This is a genomic window from Erythrobacter sp. HA7-11 (assembly GCF_055693605.1).
This window is the reverse complement of record NZ_JBVFUF010000002.1, coordinates 1,892,536-1,913,250: the sequence shown is the minus strand read 5'-3', so window position 1 is coordinate 1,913,250 and position 20,715 is coordinate 1,892,536. Positions and strand designations below refer to the sequence as shown.

22 protein-coding genes and 1 pseudogene are annotated in these 20,715 nt (G+C 59.7%); 17 read left to right on the top strand and 6 right to left on the bottom strand.

Annotated features, from left to right (window positions below):
- The first annotated feature begins 17 nt into the window (after positions 1–17).
- The 5 genes from ACZ1GU_RS09880 (at position 18) to ACZ1GU_RS09860 (ending at position 4,348) form a co-directional block, all read left to right on the top strand.
- Complete coding sequence (locus tag ACZ1GU_RS09880; protein WP_472647830.1) at positions 18–713, top strand: DUF4197 domain-containing protein; 696 nt, start codon at positions 18–20, stop codon at positions 711–713.
- Between the two features lie 112 nt (positions 714–825).
- On the top strand, positions 826–1,479 hold the full coding sequence (fsa, locus tag ACZ1GU_RS09875) for a fructose-6-phosphate aldolase (protein WP_472647829.1): 654 nt from the start codon (positions 826–828) through the stop codon (positions 1,477–1,479).
- 18 nt (positions 1,480–1,497) lie between these two features.
- On the top strand, positions 1,498–3,342 hold the full coding sequence (gene cobT, locus ACZ1GU_RS09870) for a cobaltochelatase subunit CobT (protein ID WP_472647828.1): 1,845 nt from the start codon (positions 1,498–1,500) through the stop codon (positions 3,340–3,342).
- Positions 3,342–3,689: a hypothetical protein gene (locus ACZ1GU_RS09865; RefSeq protein WP_472647827.1), complete on the top strand. Its 348-nt coding sequence runs from the start codon at positions 3,342–3,344 to the stop codon at positions 3,687–3,689. Before cobT ends, ACZ1GU_RS09865 begins: the two co-directional genes overlap by 1 nt.
- On the top strand, positions 3,686–4,348 hold the full coding sequence (locus ACZ1GU_RS09860; RefSeq protein ID WP_472647826.1) for a nitroreductase: 663 nt from the start codon (positions 3,686–3,688) through the stop codon (positions 4,346–4,348). The genes ACZ1GU_RS09865 and ACZ1GU_RS09860 overlap by 4 nt, the downstream gene beginning before the upstream one ends.
- A gap of 6 nt (positions 4,349–4,354) precedes the next feature.
- On the opposite strand, the gene ACZ1GU_RS09855 is transcribed toward ACZ1GU_RS09860, so the two are convergent.
- Positions 4,355–4,942 carry a DUF998 domain-containing protein gene (locus ACZ1GU_RS09855; RefSeq protein ID WP_472647825.1) on the bottom strand — a complete coding sequence of 196 codons (588 nt, stop codon included), beginning with the start codon at positions 4,940–4,942 and terminating at the stop codon, positions 4,355–4,357.
- A gap of 113 nt (positions 4,943–5,055) precedes the next feature.
- On the opposite strand from ACZ1GU_RS09855, the gene cysS reads away from it, so the two are divergent.
- The 4 genes from cysS to ACZ1GU_RS09835 all read left to right on the top strand — a co-directional run bounded on the left by cysS (position 5,056) and on the right by ACZ1GU_RS09835 (position 10,646).
- A complete protein-coding gene (gene cysS / locus ACZ1GU_RS09850; RefSeq protein WP_472647824.1) occupies positions 5,056–6,486 on the top strand; it encodes a cysteine--tRNA ligase in 1,431 nt (476 codons plus the stop codon).
- Positions 6,483–7,421, top strand: a complete 939-nt coding sequence (locus tag ACZ1GU_RS09845; protein WP_472647823.1) for a D-2-hydroxyacid dehydrogenase — start codon at positions 6,483–6,485, stop codon at positions 7,419–7,421. The genes cysS and ACZ1GU_RS09845 overlap by 4 nt, the downstream gene beginning before the upstream one ends.
- Before the next feature lie 94 nt (positions 7,422–7,515).
- Positions 7,516–9,180: an acetolactate synthase large subunit gene (locus ACZ1GU_RS09840; RefSeq protein WP_472647822.1), complete on the top strand. Its 1,665-nt coding sequence runs from the start codon at positions 7,516–7,518 to the stop codon at positions 9,178–9,180.
- A gap of 26 nt (positions 9,181–9,206) precedes the next feature.
- Entirely contained in the window at positions 9,207–10,646 is a 1,440-nt protein-coding gene (locus ACZ1GU_RS09835; protein WP_472647821.1) for an aldehyde dehydrogenase family protein, read from the top strand.
- Here the strand turns inward: ACZ1GU_RS09835 and ACZ1GU_RS09830 are convergent.
- Positions 10,643–11,077, bottom strand: coding sequence for a hypothetical protein (locus tag ACZ1GU_RS09830; protein ID WP_472647820.1), 435 nt, complete (start codon positions 11,075–11,077; stop codon positions 10,643–10,645). The genes ACZ1GU_RS09835 and ACZ1GU_RS09830 overlap by 4 nt on opposite strands.
- Positions 11,067–11,369, bottom strand: a complete 303-nt coding sequence (locus ACZ1GU_RS09825; RefSeq protein WP_472647819.1) for a hypothetical protein — start codon at positions 11,367–11,369, stop codon at positions 11,067–11,069. Before ACZ1GU_RS09825 ends, ACZ1GU_RS09830 begins: the two co-directional genes overlap by 11 nt.
- A gap of 12 nt (positions 11,370–11,381) precedes the next feature.
- Between ACZ1GU_RS09825 and ACZ1GU_RS09820 the strand changes: the two genes are divergently transcribed.
- Positions 11,382–11,849 (top strand): helix-turn-helix domain-containing protein, encoded by a 468-nt coding sequence (locus tag ACZ1GU_RS09820; RefSeq protein ID WP_472647818.1) that lies wholly within the window; start codon positions 11,382–11,384, stop codon positions 11,847–11,849.
- Positions 11,836–12,183, top strand: coding sequence for a S24 family peptidase (locus ACZ1GU_RS09815; protein ID WP_472647817.1), 348 nt, complete (start codon positions 11,836–11,838; stop codon positions 12,181–12,183). Before ACZ1GU_RS09820 ends, ACZ1GU_RS09815 begins: the two co-directional genes overlap by 14 nt.
- On the opposite strand, the gene ACZ1GU_RS09810 is transcribed toward ACZ1GU_RS09815, so the two are convergent.
- Positions 12,180–12,641, bottom strand: a complete 462-nt coding sequence (locus tag ACZ1GU_RS09810) for a GNAT family N-acetyltransferase (RefSeq protein ID WP_472647816.1) — start codon at positions 12,639–12,641, stop codon at positions 12,180–12,182. The two genes, ACZ1GU_RS09815 and ACZ1GU_RS09810, sit on opposite strands and share 4 nt — an antisense overlap.
- A gap of 50 nt (positions 12,642–12,691) precedes the next feature.
- Here ACZ1GU_RS09810 and ACZ1GU_RS09805 point away from each other — a divergent pair, with 50 nt between their 5' ends.
- Positions 12,692–13,360, top strand: coding sequence for an MBL fold metallo-hydrolase (locus ACZ1GU_RS09805; protein WP_472647815.1), 669 nt, complete (start codon positions 12,692–12,694; stop codon positions 13,358–13,360).
- Between the two features lie 113 nt (positions 13,361–13,473).
- On the opposite strand, the gene ACZ1GU_RS09800 is transcribed toward ACZ1GU_RS09805, so the two are convergent.
- Positions 13,474–13,869 carry an MAPEG family protein gene (locus ACZ1GU_RS09800; protein WP_472647814.1) on the bottom strand — a complete coding sequence of 132 codons (396 nt, stop codon included), beginning with the start codon at positions 13,867–13,869 and terminating at the stop codon, positions 13,474–13,476.
- 226 nt (positions 13,870–14,095) lie between these two features.
- Between ACZ1GU_RS09800 and rpmF the strand changes: the two genes are divergently transcribed.
- The 5 genes from rpmF to ACZ1GU_RS09775 all read left to right on the top strand — a co-directional run bounded on the left by rpmF (position 14,096) and on the right by ACZ1GU_RS09775 (position 17,244).
- Positions 14,096–14,275, top strand: coding sequence for a 50S ribosomal protein L32 (rpmF, locus tag ACZ1GU_RS09795; protein WP_390587962.1), 180 nt, complete (start codon positions 14,096–14,098; stop codon positions 14,273–14,275).
- A 32-nt stretch (positions 14,276–14,307) separates the two neighbouring features.
- Entirely contained in the window at positions 14,308–15,393 is a 1,086-nt protein-coding gene (plsX, locus tag ACZ1GU_RS09790; RefSeq protein WP_472647813.1) for a phosphate acyltransferase PlsX, read from the top strand.
- Positions 15,390–16,364, top strand: coding sequence for a beta-ketoacyl-ACP synthase III (locus ACZ1GU_RS09785; RefSeq protein ID WP_472647812.1), 975 nt, complete (start codon positions 15,390–15,392; stop codon positions 16,362–16,364). The genes plsX and ACZ1GU_RS09785 overlap by 4 nt, the downstream gene beginning before the upstream one ends.
- A 133-nt stretch (positions 16,365–16,497) precedes the next feature.
- Positions 16,498–16,797, top strand: a complete 300-nt coding sequence (locus ACZ1GU_RS09780) for an integration host factor subunit alpha (protein WP_472647811.1) — start codon at positions 16,498–16,500, stop codon at positions 16,795–16,797.
- Positions 16,798–16,800: 3 nt separating this feature from the next.
- On the top strand, positions 16,801–17,244 hold the full coding sequence (locus ACZ1GU_RS09775) for a MerR family transcriptional regulator (RefSeq protein WP_472647810.1): 444 nt from the start codon (positions 16,801–16,803) through the stop codon (positions 17,242–17,244).
- Between the two features lie 28 nt (positions 17,245–17,272).
- On the opposite strand, the pseudogene ACZ1GU_RS09770 reads toward ACZ1GU_RS09775, so the two are convergent.
- Positions 17,273–20,694: pseudogene (locus ACZ1GU_RS09770) on the bottom strand (chromosome segregation SMC family protein).
- Positions 20,695–20,715: the final 21 nt, after the last annotated feature.

Genomic DNA, 20,715 nt, shown 5'->3' with positions numbered 1-20,715 from the left:
GAGAGAGGGAGCAGGATATGAACGCTGGAGATTTTAAAGCGCTTGATCGCAGGACTGTGATGCGGAGCGGGGCGGCAAGCGCACTGGTGCTGGCACTGCCCGCCTGTTCGACCATTCCGGGCCTCAGCTTTACCGACGCAATCCGCCGACTGCTGGTGCTGTCGAGTGAGCGCGCCTTTGCGCGGCTGACGGCGCCCGATGGCTATTGGGATGAGCAGATCGGGCGTCTCGGACTCGGCAATGTGCTGGGCACACGCGGAGATGTCCTGACAAGCATTCTCACATCGGGCTTGGTCAAAGATCGGCTGGAAGGCGCGTTTGCCGATATTGCGGTTGAGGGCGCCGAGAGGGCCGCGCCGCTCGTGGCTGACACTGTGCGTACGATCGGTATTGCCAATGCGGCGGCGCTGGTGCGCGGCGGGCCAAAAGCGGCCACATCTTTCCTGCGCGAGGAGATGGGCAACACTCTGATTGAGGCGATGGTGCCGGAGCTGGGCCAGGCTATCCGCATCGCGTCGGACCCGCTTGTGGGCGAACTGGTCAATGCAGCCACGGGTGCGAATGTCAGCGGTATTGCTCAGCGTTTTTCCGGCTCGATCAACGATGCGATCTGGCAGGAGCTTGGCGTGGAAGAGGAGGCGATCCGCGCCAATCCGCGCAGCACAAACGATCCCTTGCTGATCGGCGTGTTTGGAGTCGGCGCGGGGCTCTAGCCAAGCGACAGTCCACATTCCTCAAAGTTCGGCGGAGCATGGCTGGCCAGCGCCTCTGGCCTATGCCAATCAGGCCGGAGCGATTCGTGTGCCATAGGGAGCCAGAGCACTCATGAAATTCTTTGCCGACACCGCCGAAATTGAGGACATCAAGGAATTGGCCGCAACCGGCTTGCTCGATGGGGTGACAACCAACCCGTCGCTGATCCACAAATCGGGCCGCGATTTCATGGAAGTGACCAAAGAAATTTGCGGCATCACCGATGGCCCCGTGTCTGCAGAAGTCGTCGCGCTCGATCACGAGACGATGATGAAAGAAGCTGAGGTGCTGCGCAAAATCGCCGACAATGTCTGCATCAAGGTGCCGCTGACTATTGATGGCCTGAAGACCTGCAAGGCGCTGACTGGCGATGGCACAATGGTCAACGTGACCTTGTGCTTCTCGGCCAATCAGGCGCTGCTCGCAGCCAAAGCTGGGGCGACCTTCATCTCGCCGTTTGTCGGTCGCCACGATGATAACGGCTTTGACGGGATGGACCTGATCGAAGACATTCGTCTGATCTACGACAACTACATGTTCGAAACCGAGATCCTGGTCGCAAGCGTTCGCCACGTTACCCACGTGCTCGAAAGCGCGAAGATTGGGGCTGACGTCATGACTGCTCCGCCCAAGGTGATCAAAGCGCTTTTCAACCACACCCTGACCGACAAGGGCATCGCGGCCTTCTTGGCCGATTGGGAAAAGACCGGGCAATCGATCACCTGACCCCTATCTATCCCTAGTATGTCCGAAGAATCCCCTCTTGATCGTTTCAAGCACGCGCTGACCGGCGCGAGCCGCGCTATTGCGCACGATCATGAGGTCGAGGTGGCGTGGAGTGCGGACGTGCCGGGTTCTGCGGGAAATCGCTTTCGTGTGCCTTTGCCTGGCCGCGAGCTGCCGAAAGATCAGGTCAGCGAGGCGCGCGGCTTCGCCGACAGTTTCTCGCTGAAATTGCGGCACCATAACGCAGCGCTTCATGCGAAGAATATGCCGCCAGAACCAGTTGCGCAGGCTTGCTACGATGCGGTCGAGCTGGTGCGCTACGAAGCGCTCGGCGCGAACAATTATGACGGGATGCGCGGCAATCTCGACGCTGCCCTGATGGCGCGGACCGGCACCGATCCGATCACCCGCGCACAAAACGAAAGCGAAGTGCCAATGCAGGCGGCGCTTAGCCTGATCGTGCGCGAGAAGCTGACTGGCCAGCCGATCCCCGATGCCGCCGCGCCTGCGGTGAACATGGTGCGCGAATGGATCGAGGACAAAGTCGGCGACAGCTTTGATGACCTTGCGGACTCGCTCGATGACCAGCAGGCGTTTCAGGACCTGACGCTCGATATGCTGCGCGATCTCGATCTCACCCGTCCGATGGAAGATTCGACCGAAGACTCCGACAATGATGACGGAGATGAAGAGGACGGCAAGGACGAAGAGCAAGAAGGCGACGAGCAGGAAGAGGGCGACGCCGATCCGCAAAGCGCGGAGATGGCGGGCGAGCAATCCGAGGGCGATGGCGACGGCGATGCCGACACTGAAATGTCGGGCGATGAGGAAATGCAGGATGGCGAGCCGGGCGAGGAGGGCGATTCCTCCAACGCGCCCGTTCGCCCCAATCGTCCACCAGCCGACATTCCCGAAGGCTTGGACTACAAAGCTTTCACCGAGAAATTCGATGAGGAAATCGAAGCGCCCGAGCTGTGCGATTCAGAGGAGCTGGACCGGCTGCGCGCTTATCTCGACAGCCAGCTGACCGGTTTGCAAGGCGTGGTAACCCGGCTCGCGAACCGCTTGCAGCGCCGCCTGATGGCGCAGCAGAACCGCAGCTGGGATTTCGATCAGGAAGAGGGCGTGCTGGATGCCGCGCGGCTTTCCCGCGTGGTCGTCTCACCCGGTACTGCGCTGACTTACAAGGTTGAGCGCGACATCGATTTCAAGGACACGGTTGTTTCTCTGGTGATCGACAATTCCGGCTCGATGCGCGGGCGGTCGATCAGCATTGCGGCGATCAGCGCGGATATTCTTGCGCGCACGCTTGAGCGCTGCGGGGTCAAGACCGAGATCCTCGGATTTACCACCCGCGCGTGGAAAGGCGGGCAGTCTCGCGAAGCATGGCTGGCTGATGGCAAGCCGCAAGGTCCGGGTCGTCTCAATGATCTGCGTCACATCATCTATAAGCAGGCGGATGAGCCGTGGCGGCGCGCGCGGCGCAATCTGGGCCTGATGATGCGCGAAGGGCTGCTCAAAGAAAACATCGATGGCGAAGCGCTGATGTGGGCGCATTCGCGGCTGATCGGACGGCCCGAAGAACGCCGGATCATGATGGTGATTTCTGACGGTGCGCCCGTTGATGACAGCACGCTGAGCGTGAACTCCGCCGGCTATCTCGAAGCGCATTTGCGCGGCGTGATCGAGTGGATCGAGAATGTCTCGCCGGTGCAATTGGTCGCGATTGGCATCGGCCACGATGTGACGCGCTATTATCGCCGCGCGGTGACGATCATGGATGTTGAGCAGCTAGGCGGCACGATAATGGAGCAGCTTGCGGAACTGTTCGAGGATGAGAAGGGGCCGAAGGGGCGGTGGTGATGACTGAAACAGTTACGCTCTGGAGGCCCACTGGTCCCGAGGAACTTAAGCTGGTCGAGGACTCCGACTGGAAGGCTTGGCCTCCTCGTCTTCCGGAACAACCCATCTTTTACCCTGTCACGACCGAGGAATACGCTATAAAGATTGCTCGAGACTGGAACGTCCGAGCCAGCGGTTCAGGTTATGTGACCCGCTTCGAAGTGCGAAAAGAACATCTCGACAAGTACGATGTGCAATTGGCAGGCGGCAAAGAGCACGCAGAATATTGGATACCGGCGGAAGAGCTGGATGAATTTAACGCTGCCATTGTCGGTCAGATTGTTGTGACAAGGACCTTTCCCGAATGAACGTAACCGAAGCCGTCACCAGCCGCCGCTCTGTGCGCGAATTTCTCGACAAGCCAGTTGATCTCGACACCATCAAACGCGTGATGGATACCGCGCGCTGGGCCGCGTCGGGCTGCAATTATCAGCCGTGGGAGGCGACGGTGGTCACGGGCGGGCCGCTTAAAGAGTTGCAAGCGAAGATTGCCTCCACCCCGCCGCAAAAACTCGAATATGATTGGGACGCGCCCAAGCAGGAGGACGCCTACAAAGACCGCCTTCACGGCATCTCGAAGGGCATGTTCGACGCGCTCGGAATTGCCCGCGATGATGGCGCCGCGCGCATGGCGGCGATGGGCCGCAACGCCACTAGCTTCGATGCGCCTGCCGTCATGTTCGTCTATTTCCCGCGGCTGATGAAAGAGCCGCAATGGTCCGACACTGGCATGTGGTTGCAGACGGTTGCGCTGCTGCTGCGCGAAGAGGGGCTCGACAGCTGCTTTCAGGAATTTATGGCCTACTACGCGAATGTGATCCGCGAGCATCTGGGCCTCGATCATGAGCGCTACATGTTCTTTTGCGGCATGGCGATTGGCTACCGCGATCCGGATGCGCCGGTGAACAATTTTGAGCGTGAACGCGTGCCGCTGGGCGATCAGGTCAAATTCCTTGGTTTTGATTGAGTAACGCTACGCTTTGCCGCGCTGTTCCTCTGAAACCTTTTTCTGAATGTCTGGATCGCGCCAGATCATGATACCCATCGTCATGAACCAAATCAGCTTGAGCCCGGCGAGCATGCGCTCGTAGAGCCCATCCCATTCCGTCGGGATCAGGAAGAAAATCGGGCCAAGGATCAGCCACAGCGCGCCGAGCGCGTAGAGAGCAATGCCGAGGCTTTTGTTGATCTCCCAGAATTGACCAGCCGTCAGCAGCACGGTGGCAGGGAAGGCAAAGCCCAACACGTAGACGAGCCAGTAATGGATCACTGGGCCATCGCCCGTCGTATAGGCTTCGTACCCCGCAATCAGCGTGACGCAGATCGCGACCACCACCAGCAACCATGATCCGATTTTCCAATCGAGCCGATCAATCCGCCATCGAAGCAAGCCATAGGTCGTCGCAAGCACTGCGAGCACAAAGGCATAAAGGCCGAAATCGGCAACCTCATCGACCACACTGTTTTCGTTGTTCGCAGCGAGGTCGCTGATCGTGTCGCGGACCATGCCGACGCGTTCGGTCAAGCCAAGGCCGATAAAGTCCATGGCGATCGCGACCAAGCTGCCGACAATTGCGATGCCGCCAATGATGCGAGATTGTAAGTCCGTACCGGAATCGGTGCTGATGTGTTCCTCCTGTTGCGCGTTGCCGAGTATTGTCGCATGGGCGGCGGATGGCAGATCAACCGCTCAAATTGTTCAATTCTCTCAATCGTCGGCTCGAGGAATTTGTTCCGATCCACGAAGGCGAGGCGCGCGTGTACACCTGCGGGCCCACGGTCTATAATTATCAGCATATCGGCAATATGCGCGCGTATATCTTTGCCGATACGCTCGGACGCACGCTGAGCCACAAGGGTTACAAGCTCTCACACGTCATCAACATCACCGATGTCGGCCATCTCACGTCTGATGCCGATGCGGGCGATGACAAGATGGAAAAGGCAGCGGCTGCGCAGGGTAAGAGCGCATGGGATATCGCGCGCTATTATCAGGAAGTGTTCGAGGCTGATCTGGACCGGCTGAACGTGCGCAAACCGGCTCACCCGCGCGCCACCGATTATGTCGAGAGCATGATCGAATGGGGCAAGGCGATGCAGGACAAGCATTGTTATGAGCTCGACAGCGGGCTCTATTTCGACGTTTCGACTGTGCCCGAATATGGTCGGCTCGCCCGCGCCGTCACCGAGGATGGGGAGGGGCGGATCGACGAGGTCGAGGGCAAGCGCAACGCAGCCGACTTTGCTATCTGGCGCAAGACTCCGCCCGGCGAAACGCGGCAGATGGAATGGGATAGCCCGTGGGGCAAGGGCGCGCCCGGTTGGCATTTGGAATGTTCGGTGATGAGCGCGGAACTGCTCGGCCACCCGTTCGATATTCACACCGGCGGGATCGACCACCGTGAGATCCATCACCCCAATGAAATCGCGCAGAACCAGGCGCACAATTGTTCAGCCGACAGCGCGGCGAGCATCTGGATGCATAACAATTTCCTGATCGACCGGCGCGGGAAGATGTCGAAGTCGAGCGGTGAATTTCTGGTCCTGCAAACACTGGTGGACCGTGGGTATCACCCGCTTGCCTACAGGATGCTGTGCCTACAGGCGCATTATCGCAGCGAGCTGGAATTCACTTGGGAGGGGCTGGAAGCGGCACTGACGCGGCTGAAGCGGATGGTCATGCTGGTCGAGCGGATTGCAGATGCTCCGGAAGGCGGCGCGACCGACCATCCGAAGTTTGCTCCGGTGGTGGAGAAGTTCGAGATGGCCATTGCAGATGATCTGAACACAGCGATTGCGCTCACTGCGCTGGAGGATGCGCTCGCGACCAAGAAGGTCGATGCGGGTCTCAAGCGCGCCATGGTCGAGCGGATTGATGCGGTGCTCGGCCTCGGCCTGTTCGACCTTGCCCGCACCGACCTGCGTTTGCGACCTAAAGACGCGCAGCTGACCGAAGAAGAAATCGAGGGCGCGCTCGCTCGCCGCAAGGCTGCGCGTGCGGAAAAGGACTTCGAGACGTCTGACCGGATCCGCGATGAACTTGCAGAGAAAGGTATCGAGGTGATGGACGGCGATCCGCTCGGTTGGGAGTGGAAGCTGTCATGACTATCCTCGCCATTTCAGGCCTCATTCGCCCGCTGCTCGAACCGCAATTGCCAGCCGATCTCGATGTGCGCTGGTTCATGACGCATGAGGAGGCGCTGGAGGCGGTGCCCGAAGCGGAAATCGGCTGGTTCGATATGTACGATCAGGCCGCGATGGGCGACACCTTACGCGCGGCGAAAAAGCTCAAATGGCTGAACTCGATCTATGCCGGTCTCGACTTCCTGCCGATGGATGTGCTGATTGAGCGCAATATCACCGTCACCAACGGCGCCGGAATCAACGCGATCACAATCGCCGAATATGTGGTGATGGGCATGCTCAACATCGCCAAGGGATATCGCGATGTCGTGCGCGCGCAGGAGCGGCGGGAATGGCTGCTCGACAGTCCGGGCAAGCGCGAACTCGCCGGATCAAAGGCATTGCTGCTCGGCTATGGTGCGATCGGAAAGCTGATCAAGCCGCGGCTCGAAGCCTTCGATGTCGACGTGACTGTCGTGCGGCGCACACCAGCCGAAGACGTGCTCACACCCGACCAATGGCGCGACCAATTGGGCGAGTTCGACTGGATCATCCTTGCGGTCCCGGCAACCGATGAAACAGATGGAATGATCGGCGCTGACGAGCTCGCGGCGATGAAGTCTGACGCGGTGATCGTGAACATTGCGCGCGGTGCAGTGATCGACCAGCCAGCGCTGATTGACGCGCTTAAAGCCAAAACAATCGGCGGCGCGTTTCTGGATGTAACCACGCCCGAACCCTTGCCAGAAACCCACGAACTGTGGACGCTCGACAATGCGCATATCTCGATGCACTTGTCGGGCCGCGCGCAGGATAAGATGTTCGTGCGTTCTGCTACGCGTTTCCTTGAGAATCTCGATAAGTATCTAAAGGGCGAGCCTGTAGCACCCATCTTTGACCCGGCGCGGGGATATTAATTCCGACAATAGCCTAACTTTCGGCATCCGCGCGTGAAACCAACTGATTGCTGAGCCATTGGCTTAGCAACATCGATTGCGAAGGATGCAAGATATGCCTGACACCAAGAAAGCCTCCGACCTGTTTGTTCAATGTCTGGAGGCGGAAGGTGTCGAATATATCTTTGGCGTGCCGGGTGAGGAAAACCTCGACTTTCTCGAAAGCCTGTCTGACAGCTCGATCAAGCTGGTGCTGACCCGTCACGAGCAGGGCGCTGGCTTTATGGCCGCGACCTATGGCCGGCATACGGGCAAGACCGGGGTGTTTCTGGCGACATTAGGACCGGGCGCAACCAATATGGTGACGGCGGTTGCCTATTCGCAGCTTGGCGGAATGCCGACTCTCGCGATCACGGGGCAGAAACCGATCAAGAGCTCTAAGCAGGGCCGCTTTCAGATTCTCGATGTGGTCGACATGATGGGGCCGATCACGAAATTCACGCATCAGCTACATTCGGGCGACAATATCCCGAGCCGCGTTCGCGAAGCCTTCCGCATTGCCGAAGAGGAGAAGCCCGGCGCGACGCATCTGGAACTGCCAGAAGACATTGCTGCGGAAGAGACCGATGCAGCGCCCATTCCGCGCAGCATAGCTCGCAGGCCCTCAGCCGAAGCGAAGGCGGTTCGTCAGGCCGTCGACATGATCGAAGCGGCTAAGGCTCCGGTGCTGGTGATTGCAGCAGGAGCAAATCGGCGTCTCACCAGCAACATGCTCGGCGAATTTGTTGAGAAGACCGGCATTCCATTCGTCACAACGCAGATGGGCAAGGGCGTGCTCGATGAACGGCACGACCTCTTTCTTGGTTGCGCCGCGCTGTCTGCTGGCGACTTCTGCCACCGCGCGATTGATGATGCAGACCTCATCATCAATGTCGGCCACGACGTGATCGAAAAGCCGCCGTTTTTCATGAAGGATGGAAAAGCGGGTGAGGACACAAAGGTCATCCACGTTTCCAACACCACAGCCGAGGTTGATCCGGTCTATTTCCCTCAGGTCGAAGTGATCGGCGATATCGCCAATGCAATCTGGCAGATCAAAGAGGCCGTCACCGTCCAGGATGATTGGGATTTCGGTAGATTGCTTTGCTATCGCCGCGCCGAAGAAAAGCATTCAGAGCCGCTCGAAGCGGACAGCCGCTTTCCAATCTTCCCGCCGCATTTGGTGCGCCAGATCCGTCAGTCGATGCCCGACGATGGCATCATCTGCCTCGACAACGGCGTCTACAAGATCTGGTTCGCGCGCAACTATACGGCCTACCTGCCCAACACCGTGCTGCTCGACAATGCGCTCGCGAGCATGGGAGCAGGACTGCCTTCTGCGATGATGAGCGCAATGCTCTATCCGGACCGCAAAGTCATGGCGGTGTGCGGTGACGGCGGCTTCATGATGAACAGTCAGGAACTGGAAACGGCTGTGCGCCTTGGCCTCAATCTGACCGTGCTGATCCTGCGCGATGATGCCTATGGCATGATCCGGTGGAAACAATCGAACATGGGTTTTGATGATTACGGTCTGACTTTCGGCAACCCTGACTTCGTAAAATATGCTGAGAGCTACGGCGCGAATGGACACAGGGTCACCAGCAGCGAACACCTTACCGATGTGCTCGCCCATACGCGCGATACGCCGGGCGTGCATGTCATCGATTGCCCGGTCGATTACAGCGAGAACGACCGGATATTGAATCACGAAATCAAGGAACTAAGCGCCAAGCTGTAAGGTTGAGAGGCAAAGGAGACCCCGACGTGCCCACGCTGAAAGATACCTATCCGCTCTACCTCAACAACAAGGCCGCACAGCCCAACACCGACCTTGAGGTGACCGATAAATACACTGGCGAGGTTGCGTTCCGCACTGCGCTCGCCTCGCCTGAGATCATTGACGAGGCGATTGCCGGTTCGGTCCGCGCAGCAGAGCCGATGGCGCGGCTTGCATCGTACGAAAAGCAGGACGTGCTGATGCATTGTGTCAGCCGCTTCAAGGAGCGGTTTGATGAGCTCGCCTATGCGCTCTGTGTCGAGGCGGGCAAGCCGATCAAGGACAGCGAAGGCGAAGTGACGCGCTTGATCGACACGTTCCGCATCGCTGCTGAAGAGGCGGTACGCAACTACGGTGAGGTCATGCCGCTCGATATTTCGGAGCGTGCCAAGGGCTATCAGGCAATGTGGAAGCGCGTGCCGATCGGGCCTTGCAGCTTCATCTCCCCATTTAACTTCCCGCTCAATCTCGCCGCGCACAAGATCGCGCCCGCCATTGCGATGGGCTGCCCATTCGTGATGAAGCCAGCATCCAAGACCCCGCTCGGCGCGCTGATTATGGGTGAGGTGCTGGCCGAGTGCGACATCTTGCCCGAAGGCGCGTTTTCGATCCTGCCCGCCAGCCGCGATGGCGCGGACCTCTTCACCGAGGATGAGCGGTTGAAGCTGCTTAGCTTCACCGGATCACCCGGTGTTGGCTGGGCGCTAAAAGCGCGCGCTGGCAAGAAGCCGGTGATCCTTGAACTGGGTGGAAACGCCGCCGTTGTGGTCGATCACGACGCGGACTTGGAAGATGCGCTTGAGCGGATCATCTTCGGCGCATTCTATCAGTCCGGCCAAAGCTGCATCGGCGTGCAGCGCATCATCATTCACGAAAATGTCTACGACCGCTTCAAGGACATGCTGGTCGAAAAGACCAAGACGCTGGTCGCGGGTGATCCCAAGGATCGCGACACCTTTATCGGACCGATGATTTCCGAAGGCGAGGCAACGCGCCTTAAGGGCTGGATCGACGAGGCGGTGGAAGGCGGCGCGACCTTACTCACCGGCGGCGGCCTCACCAACGGCAATATGCTGGAGGCAACACTGCTCGAAAATGTCGACCGCGATGCGCGCGCGATGAATGACGAAGCCTTTGGTCCGCTCGCGATCCTGATGAAGTTTTCGGACTTCGACGAGGCTCTCGATGAAGTGAACCGCAGCGAGTTCGGCCTGCAAGCGGGCATCTTTACCCGCGACCTGTTCAAGATGTTCGATAGCTGGGACCGCCTGGACGTGGGCGGCATCGTGATCAACGACGTACCCAGCTATCGGGTGGACAACATGCCCTATGGCGGCGTGAAGGACTCAGGCTTGGGCCGCGAAGGAATCCGGTTCGCCATGGAAGACATGAGCGAAATCCGGAACCTCGTGGTGCGGAGAAATTAGGTTTCTTCGAGCAACAGCAGCACCGCTGTCACCGCCATTTGCGGCTCGGGCGTGTAATTGCTTTCAACGGTGGTGATAGTCGCGTCGGCGACCAGTTGTCCCGGCAGCGCGAACTCGTGATCGGGCAAGGCGGCGATGAATTGCTCGCCCACTTTGCACGCCGCGATACCGTCAAAAGTCAGCACCAGCTCGTGCCGCGTGCCCGAGAATGTGATCGATGCCCAAGGCTTTTCCGCATGGGTGAGCAACTGCGCTTGTTCATTGGTGAGCGCCAGCACCGCTTCGCGCACCCGATCTGACAGAGTGCGCCGCGGGCGATAGCGACGCGCTCGCTTCGGCGCCTTCATTTGGGCGTCCGGATCAGGCCCGGCCTGAGACTTGAACTCCGGGATCATTGCCGAGGCTTCGGCGGCGTGCATCTCAGTGAGCATGGGCGAGCTCCTGTGCGTAAGCTGCGCCGATGGGGACGATGGAATAGTGGACCGGATCGAAGCGGAAACTGTCAGGCATGGCCTTGAATTCGGCCACGTGATCGGGGCGGGTGAGCGTCCCGCTTTCAAACTGAGCCATCCATCTGCGCGTGCGCGCTTCGGTCGCTGCGCGCGGGATGCGGCCCATGCGCAAGTCCAGCACAAAGCGCGGATCATGCGCGGCGAGACGCCCGAATTTGGTCGCGGGCATATCATGCTCTCGCAGGAACTTTTCGATGGTACGGATGAGCATAATGATCCCCTTTTGCTGGTCCTGAAACGAGTGATCGCGACGCTGCAGAATCGCTCAATGTTACTAAAATGTTCCATCCCAAATCCTACTTGTCTAGGAAAAATCCTATGCTATAGGAATTTTAATCATGTTGAGGAGGAAATGATGGCTGAAGCCACGAATGCCCGTAAGAGGCTCAAGGAATTGGCGGACGAAAAGGGAGTGAGCCTGAAGCAATTGTCGGAGATGCTCGGCAAGAATGCCGCTTATCTTCAACAGTTTGTTGCGCGCGGTACGCCGAGAAATCTGCAAGAGCGCGATCGCCGAAAACTTGCAGAGTTCTTCGGTGTGGACGAGCAAGAGTTGGGCGCGCCAGCGTTTGAAAGTGAGGAAAAATCCTACAATCGGCAGTCGATTGTTCCCTCAATGAGAAATTGGATCGAGGTCCAGCGCTTGGATATAGGCGCGTCGAGCCGGGCCTGGAAGTGTGCCCGACGCTGAATTGCCGTTCGACACGATCCGTTTTTCCAAACGCTGGCTCAGCGAACAGGGGCTGGAAGGCGCGCAGCTTTCCGCGATCACTGTGGAGGGCGATTCGATGGAGCCGCTGCTTAACAATGGCGATGAGATTCTGGTCGACCGGCGCCCGCAGCCCTTTCGCGATGGCGTGCATGTTGTGCGGCTAGACGACACGCTGCTGGTAAAGCGCGTTGCGAGCGCTGGGGGTGGGCGGCTGTCGCTGCTATCGCAAAACCTCGCCTATCCTCCGATTGAGGTCGCGGCGGAGGATGTGGAGATTGTTGGTCGCGTGGTCTGGAAAGGGGGACGGGTTTAGCCCAGTTTCAGCTTGAACCCGGTGTGAGATGGAGAGAAGCCGAGCCGCTGATAAAATCTATGCGCAGCGTCACGTTGGCGGTCACTTGTGAGTTGGACGAGGCCGCAGCCTCGCTTTTCACATTGCCTCAGCGCCCAGCTCATCATCTCAGAGCCAATTCCTTGTCCGCGGCAAGCCGCGCTCACCCGCACGCTTTCGATTTGCCCCCTCCATGCGCCGCGTCGCGAGATTCCAGGGATGAAGCTCAATTGGAAGCTGCCTACCGGCTCGCCATTTTGTTCAACGATAACAAGGGAGTGATTCGGGTCGGAGTTGATCGCTTCTAGACCCTTCTTAGCCTCGACTTCGTGGTTGCTGGGCACGGGATCGCGCGCAGTGAGAACAGAATCTTCCTCGGCAAGCTTGTAGATAAACGTCAGGTCAGCCTCTGTCGCGGCGCGATAAACCAGTGTCTTCATAGGTCTGCAATAGCCTTGCAAGTCGCAACCGTCACCGCCATTTGGAATCCATGACCGACACTAAACCAACTCCACCCATGCGCGCGGCGATCCTTCCCGTCACACCGCTGCAGCAGAATTGCTCGCTGATCTGGTGCACCAAGACGATGAAAGCTGCGCTAACCGATCCGGGCGGCGATCTCGACAAGCTTAGGGCAGGTGTTGAGAAGGCCGGTGTGACGCTCGAGAAAATCCTGATCACGCACGGCCATCTCGATCATTGTGGGCAGGCGGGCATGCTGGCGGATGAGCTCGGTCTGCCGATCGAAGGCCCGCACAAGGACGACTTGTTCTGGATCGAGCAACTCGACAATGATGGCGCGCGCTACGGGATGGAGGCGAAGAGCTTTACGCCGGACCGCTGGCTGGAGCATGGCGACACGGTGACTGTGGGCGAATTGACGCTCGATGTGATCCATTGCCCCGGACACACGCCGGGCCATGTCGTGTTCTTCCACGAGCCAAGCCGTTTTGCGATTGTCGGCGATGTGCTGTTCCAGGGTTCGATCGGGCGGACCGATTTTCCGCGCGGGAACCATCAGGATCTGATTGACGCGATCACCCAGCGCCTGTGGCCGCTGGGCGAGGACGTGATGTTCATTCCCGGCCATGGACCGACCAGCACCTTTGGCCAAGAACGCAAGACAAACCAATTTGTGAGTGACTACGCGCTTTCTTAAGTGGGTTCGCCCATCCGGGCGAACTCCTCGGCCCGGCTCCTCCGCTTCGCTACGGTGCGCCTGCGGGCGGTAGCTTGGCCTTGCGGCGGCTCGCGCCGCCGTTCAGTCGCGAATTATATCACCTTCATCACAATCAGCACCGCTGCCACGGCAAGGCCGATAAGCGTGAGCATCGATATGATTGTGCCGATCATCCGGCCCTTCGCGACGTTGCCGCCGTCCATGCCAATCCCATGCGCAATGCGGGCAAGCATATAAAGCCCCGCGACATAGGCGAGCCACGGCTGGCCGCGCCCTGAAATCTCGATCGCTGCGATCAGAACAAGCACAAACGGCGTGTTCTCGACAAAATTCGAATGCGCCCGCATCCGCCGAATTATCGGCTCGCTTCCGCCATCGCCGACAAATACCTTTTGCGTGTTGCGCACCTGACCCACGCGGATCATCAGCCAGACATTGATAATCGCAGCGGCGGCGGCAGCAGTCAGCGTTACTGGTAGAACAAACATGACTTTAGTCCCTCTCAATCCCGTTTCGACCTTGCTAGTGAGGGCAGAGTCAGGTTGCAACGTGCGATTTTTTCGGTATAGCGCGCGCTTCCCCGCCACGGACAGGCAAGGATTCTCGCACGAGCCTTATATCTTGTGCGGCATCCATGCTTGCCCTAAGAGCGTCGCAACAGACACGCGCAACCTTGCGCAATCACACGGTTTATTTTGAGGAACAGGTGCCGAGATGGCTGTCCCAAAGAGAAAAGTTTCCCCACATCGTCGCGGCAATCGCCGTGCGCATGATTCGCTGAAAGTTGAAGCGCATCACGAATGCAACAATTGTGGCGAGCTGAAGCGCCCGCACAATCTGTGCCCGCACTGCGGCTATTACAACGGTCGTGAGGTTGTTGCGGTTGGTCTCTAAGACCGGCTGATGATTTTGACGGAGAAGCTGCCATGAGCCTGCCGCGTATCGCCATTGATGCGATGGGCGGCGATGAAGGCGTGCGCGTAATGGTGGAGGGCGCTGCTCTGGCGCGCCGCCGTCACGAAGGCTTCCACTTCCTGCTGGTGGGTGATCAGGCGCGGATTGAGTCCGCGTTGGAAAGTCACCCTGCTTTGCGATCGGCGAGCGAAATTCTCCACTGTGACGATGTTATCGCGGGCGACGAGCTGCCAAGCCGCGCGATCCGGCGCGCGAAAACAACTTCGATGGGCCTTGCCGTCAATGCGGTTAAGGCGGGCGATGCTGGCGCGGCGGTTAGCGCTGGTAACACCGGCGCACTGATGGCGATGAGCAAGCTCGCGCTGCGCACCATGCCCGGCATTGGCCGTCCGGCTTTGGCTGCTCTGCTCCCGACATTGGAAGAGCATGATGTGGTGATGCTCGATCTCGGCGCCAACACAGAAGCAAACGCCCGCAACCTCGTGCAATATGCAGTGATGGGCGCGGCCTATTCGCGGATCGTTAACGGGTTTGAGCGCCCGCGCGTGCGCTTGCTCAATATCGGCACCGAAGAGATCAAGGGCACAGACGCCTTGCGCGATGCAGCGGCGCGCCTACAGCAAGCAAGCGAGGCCAGCGAGGGCGGCCTTGCGCTGGAATTCGACGGCTTCGTCGAATCCGACAAGATCAATCGCGGCGAAACGCACGTCGTCGTGACCGATGGGTTCTCTGGCAATATCGCCTTGAAGGCGATCGAAGGGTCCGCGCGGTTTGTGACCGATCTTTTGCGCAATGCCTTCACCAGTTCGCTGCGCTCGAAGATCGGCTTCCTTGTGTCGCGTCCGGCAACCGAATTGCTGCGCCACCATCTCGACCCGAACAACCATAACGGCGCGGTCTTCCTGGGCCTGAACGGTGTGGTGGTGAAAAGCCACGGCAGTGCCAACGCCAACGGTGTCGCCAATGCAGTGGCCGTCACCGCGCGCTTGCTCGAAAACAATCTGACCCAGCGCATCGCGCAAGGTCTCGCTGAGTTGGGCGAGGATGCGCTCAAGGAAAACGGCAATGGCGCATCCAGCGATGAGGCGGCTGCGTGAGCCGTTCGCGCCTTCGCGGCACGGGATCGGCTCTGCCGGCGCAAGTCGTTACAAATGAAGAACTCGCCGCGCGCGTCGACACCAGCGATGAATGGATTGTTGAGCGCACGGGTATTCGCCAGCGATATATTGCGGGCGAAGGCGAAACGACCGCAAGCCTAGCGACCGACGCAGCTCGCGCAGCTCTGGATGATGCGGGGATGGAGGCAAGCGAGATCGATCTGATCGTGCTCGCCACGGCGACACCCGACAACACATTCCCGGCAACCGCTACCAAGGTTCAGCATGCGCTCGGCTGCAACGGCTGCATCGCCTTTGATGTCGCAGCGGTGTGCTCGGGTTTCCTCTACGCCGTCGCTACTGCCGATTCGATGCTTCAATCGGGCATGGCGACAAAAGCGCTCGTAGTCGGAGCAGAAACTTTCAGCCGCATTCTTGATTGGGAAGATCGCACCACTTGCGTGCTTTTCGGTGATGGAGCGGGCGCGGTTGTGCTGGAGCGCGATACGGCTGACGAGGCCAAAGCCGATGCGCCCGGTATCATCACAACACGGCTCCACGCTGACGGGGCGCAGCACGATCTGCTCTATGTCGATGGCGGGCCGTCAACCACGCAAACCGTCGGTCATTTGCGGATGAAAGGGCGCGAAGTGTTCCGCCATGCGGTCGTGAATCTTTCCGATGTTCTTCATGAAGTGATTGAAGAGGCTGGGGTTTCAGCCGATGAAATCGACTGGATTGTGCCGCATCAGGCCAACAAAAGGATCCTTGACGCGACTGCGCGAAAACTCGGCATTCCGGCTGAAAAAGTGATTGTGACAGTCGATCAGCATGCCAACACGTCAGCCGCGTCTGTACCCTTGGCGCTCGACACGGCGCGCCGCGACGGACGGATCAAGCCCGGCGATCTGATCATGTTGGAAGCCATGGGTGGCGGTTTCACCTGGGGTGCCAGCTTAATTCGCGTCTAACTCGCCGCACCCACGCTTCGCCGACAATGTGCAAAAAAAGGTGCCACATTGGTGTAGTCAAGTTGCGAGAATTGCGAGAAAAGTGTAATAAGCCATTGGCTTTGTGGTCGCGCCTGCAAAGGAGATTATGATTATGCGTTCTGTTGGCACGCTCACTCGGGCCGATCTGGCCGAGACGATTAACCGCCGTATGGGCTTTAGCCGGGCGGAATCGCTCGATCTCGTCGAAGCAATCCTTGATCAAATGTGCGATGCACTCGCTGATGGCCAGAATGTGAAGATCTCCGGCTTCGGCAGCTTTGTTTTGCGTGACAAGAATGAACGTATCGGGCGCAATCCCAAGACCGGGGTTGAAGTGCCGATTACTCCGCGCCGTGTGATGACTTTCCGCGCGAGCCAATTGCTCAAAGAACAGATAGCCAAGGGCGCATAATGCATGACTGACTTTGACGATGGTAAAGACGAAGGTGCGCTTCGCACCATCGGGGAAGTCAGCGATGCTCTTGGGATCAAGCCGCATGTTCTGCGGTATTGGGAACAGCAATTCACCGCGCTGAAACCGCTGAAGCGCAGCGGCGGGCGCCGATATTACCGACCTGAAGACGTCGAGCTGGTTGAAGAGATCAACCGGCTCGTCAATGATGAAGGCTACACACTGAAAGGCGCGCAGGCGGCCTTGCGTGCTGCCAATCGCGCTGGCGGAGACCGGCGTTCGAGTGATGACCGCCGCGCTGGTGGCCGCCGCGCCACCGATGGTGAATTTGACGAGGAAGGCGCGAATGGTGATGCGCCTGTCGCGGCACCTGCAAAAGATTTCAGTGAGGCGATCGCGCAGCTCAAATCCATCCGCTCACGGCTCGCGGCTGCAATCGAAGCCTGATCTTACGAAAATTTGTTTAAGCGCGGAGCTACTCCGCCGCCATCAATGCTGCTTCGCCCAGATCGACGCTGACCAAGCGCGAGACGCCTTTTTCCGCCATTGTCACGCCGAATAGACGGTGCATCCGGCTCATCGTGACCGCATTGTGCGTGACGATCAGATAGCGGGTCTTGGTTGTGCGGATCATCGAATCGAGCAGATCGCAGAAGCGCTCGACATTCGCGTCGTCCAGAGGCGCATCGACCTCGTCGAGCACGCAGATCGGCGCGGGATTGGTGAGGAACAGCGCAAAGATCAGCGCGGTCGCAGTCAAGGCTTGCTCACCGCCAGACAGCAGCGACAAGGATTGCAGGCGTTTACCCGGCGGCTGGGCATAAATCTCAAGGCCCGCCTCGAGCGGATCATCGCTGTCGATCAAGGCGAGGTGCGCAGAGCCGCCCTGGAAAAGTCGCGGGTAGAGCTCTTGGAAGTGCTTGTTCACTTCCTCGAATGCGTCGCGCAGGCGCTCGCGCCCTTCGCGGTTGAGATTGCCGATTGAACCGCGCAGACGGTTGACCGCTTCTGTCAGTTCGGCCTGTTCGCTGGCATTGGTGCCGTGTTCGTCTTCGAGCTTTTCGAGTTCCTCAGCCGCGACCAGATTGACCGGGCCGATGCGCTCGCGGCTGGCGGTGAGGCGATCCATTTCGTCGCTTTCAGCGGTGGCATCGAGCACTTGCTCGGCATCGAATTCAAACCGTTCCGCGAGCATCGGGGGAGGGCATTGGAAGCGCTCGCCTGAAATGCGCGCCATTTCACCACGCCGCGCTTCCTGGCTTTCGGCGCGCGCGGCCAAAGTCGCACGGCCCTCGCGGGCGACGGTCAGCGCTTCGTTGGCTTCGGAGAGCTTGGCATCAGCTGAATTGGCAATTGCTTGGCATTCGGCAAGCGCAGTCTCGGCCTTCGCCAATTCCTCGCCAAGCCGCTGGCGCAGCGCATCGCCTTGCTCGATCTCGTCGATCAGCGCGGCGGGTTTTTCAGCGTAGACTTTGCGCTCTTGCTCGATCTCTTCGAGCCGCGAGCCCGCCTCCGCTCGGCGGCGCACGGCCTCGCCGGAGCGCGCTTCCCAATTGGCGTGGTCGGCTTGCTGAGCGGCGGCGCGTTCGCGCGTGACCGCCAAAGCCTGATCATGTGCTGCGAGTTCTGCCATCGCAGCCTGCACCGCCGACTTTGCCGCTTCGTGCTTGGCTTGCGCTGCTTCGAGGCTCGCGCGGCCTGCGTCGGGCGCGGGCAGAGCTGCGAGCTTTTCCTTCGCGGCGGCAATATCGGCATCAGCAGCGGTGGATTGCTCAGCGAGATCGGCCTTGGCCGCGGCCAATTCTTCCAAACGGTTGGCGATCCGCTCTTTCGCCGCTTCGGCTTGGTCGAGCGCGCGCAAGGCCTGTCGTTCATCCTCGATGGCGCCAGCGATGGCGCGCTCCTGCGCGACGAGATCGGTTTGAAGGGCGCGCAGCTCTTCGCGGGCAGTCGCTTCGCCGCTTTCTGCCTGCTCGGCAGCCTCGCGCAGATCCGGCAAAATTCCCTCGAGTTCGGCGAGACGATTGGCTGCTTCGAGCTTTGCCGCTTCGGCTGCGCCTTCACCGCGCGCGACAAAACCATCCCAGCGGCGCAGATGGCCTTTCTCGGTAACAAGCCATTCGCCCGGTTTCAAAGCGCGGCCATCATCGGACGCGGCAAAATGCACCAGCGCAAGACGAGCGCGCAATTCTTCGGGGCAGGATTTGACGTGCGACAGCAGGCTGTCCGCGACGGGGGAGGGGCTTCACCACCCGCCCAAAAACGCCCGTCTTTGCCTTCGGTCGGCTTGCCGAGTGGTGACTTGGAATCGCGCCCCAGAACGGCGGCCATTGCGCGCTCATAGCCGCGCTCAACGCTGACCTTTTCGAGCGCTTGCGGCAGGCCAGCGCTGTCTTTCGCCCGTTTGGCTCGCGCATCACGGTCGCGGGCCAAGGCGCTGTATTCGCGCTCAATCCCGGCGAGTTCAGCCTTGGCTGTGGCAAGCGCTGCTGCCGCCTCATCGCGCGCGGTTTGCAATTCGCCTTTGCGCGTCTGATCGGCTTCGAGCTTTCCGCGCAATTGAGCGACGCTTTCAGCGGCGCGTTCAGCCGCCGCGCGGGCGCTGGCCACTTGCTCGTCAGGATCGCCGCCTTCGGTCAATTCCTGCTGCTGGCGTTCAAGCCGCTCGCGTTCCGCCGTCAGCCGCGCGACGCGGGCCTCTGCCTGCTCAATCGCCGCTTCGGCAACGCGCCATTCGGCCTCAACGCCTGCATGGTCGGCGGTCGCTTTAGCCAGAGCAAGTTCCGCCGCGCGGCTGGCTCTTTCGGAATCTTCCGACTTTGCCGCGAACGCCGGGCGCAATTCCTCGTCGCGCTTCAAGGCATCATTGCTCGCCGCCATCTCGCGAGTCAGGCGCTCAAGCGCTTCGGCAGCATCCTTGGTCATGCGGTCGGCATCGCCGCGATCTTCTTCGAGCCGTACGCGCTGACGTTCCAAATCGGCGAGGCGCTGTTCTGCGGCTTCGAGCTTTTCCGACAGAGCCGCCATACGGTGGCCATGCGCGCTCGCATCATCGCGCCGGTCGGCAAGTTCATCACGCGCCTCGGCAAGTTTTGCTGCCAGTGCGGCTTGTTCTTTCTGCGCTTCATCGACCGCGACTTTGGCGGTCGCGACACGCTCATCCGCGCCCTCCGCCGCCTCACGCGCTTCCTTTGCTGCGTGCGCGGCATCGCGCCAACGAGCGAAGACAAGACGCGCTTCAGCCAGCTGGATCTGTTCGGTCAGTTTCTTATAGCGCTCGGCCTGCTTCGCCTGACGCCGCAGCGAGGCCATCTGGTTGTCGAGACCCGCCATAAGGTCTTCGAGCCGCTCGAGGTTCTTCTCGGTCGAGCGCAGCTTGCTCTCAGCGTCTTTGCGCCGAACATGCAGACCTGCGATCCCTGCCGCCTCTTCAAGCATTTGCCGCCGTTCGGTCGGCTTTGCGGCGATCACCTGCGCGATCTTGCCTTGGCTCACAAGGGCAGGTGAGTGCGCGCCAGTCGCCGCATCAGCGAAGGTCAGCGAGACGTCTTTCGCTCGCACATCGCGGCCATTTACGCGATAAGCGCTGCCCGCACCGCGCTCGATCCGGCGGGTAACGATCAGCTCTTCGCCGTCATCGTCAGCGGCGTGCAAAACGACTTCGGCAAAATCGCGCGGCGGGCGGCTTGCCGTGCCAGCGAAGATCACATCTTCCATTCCGCCAGAGCGCATCGACTTGGGCGAGTTTTCACCCATGACCCATCGGATTGCTTCGAGCAGGTTGGATTTGCCGCAGCCATTAGGCCCAACAACGCCGGTAAGGCCGGGTTCCACGCGCAGTTCAGCCGGCTCGACAAAGCTCTTAAATCCGCTGAGCTTTAACCGGCTGATTTCCATAGGCTGCGCGTTCCCTCCCGC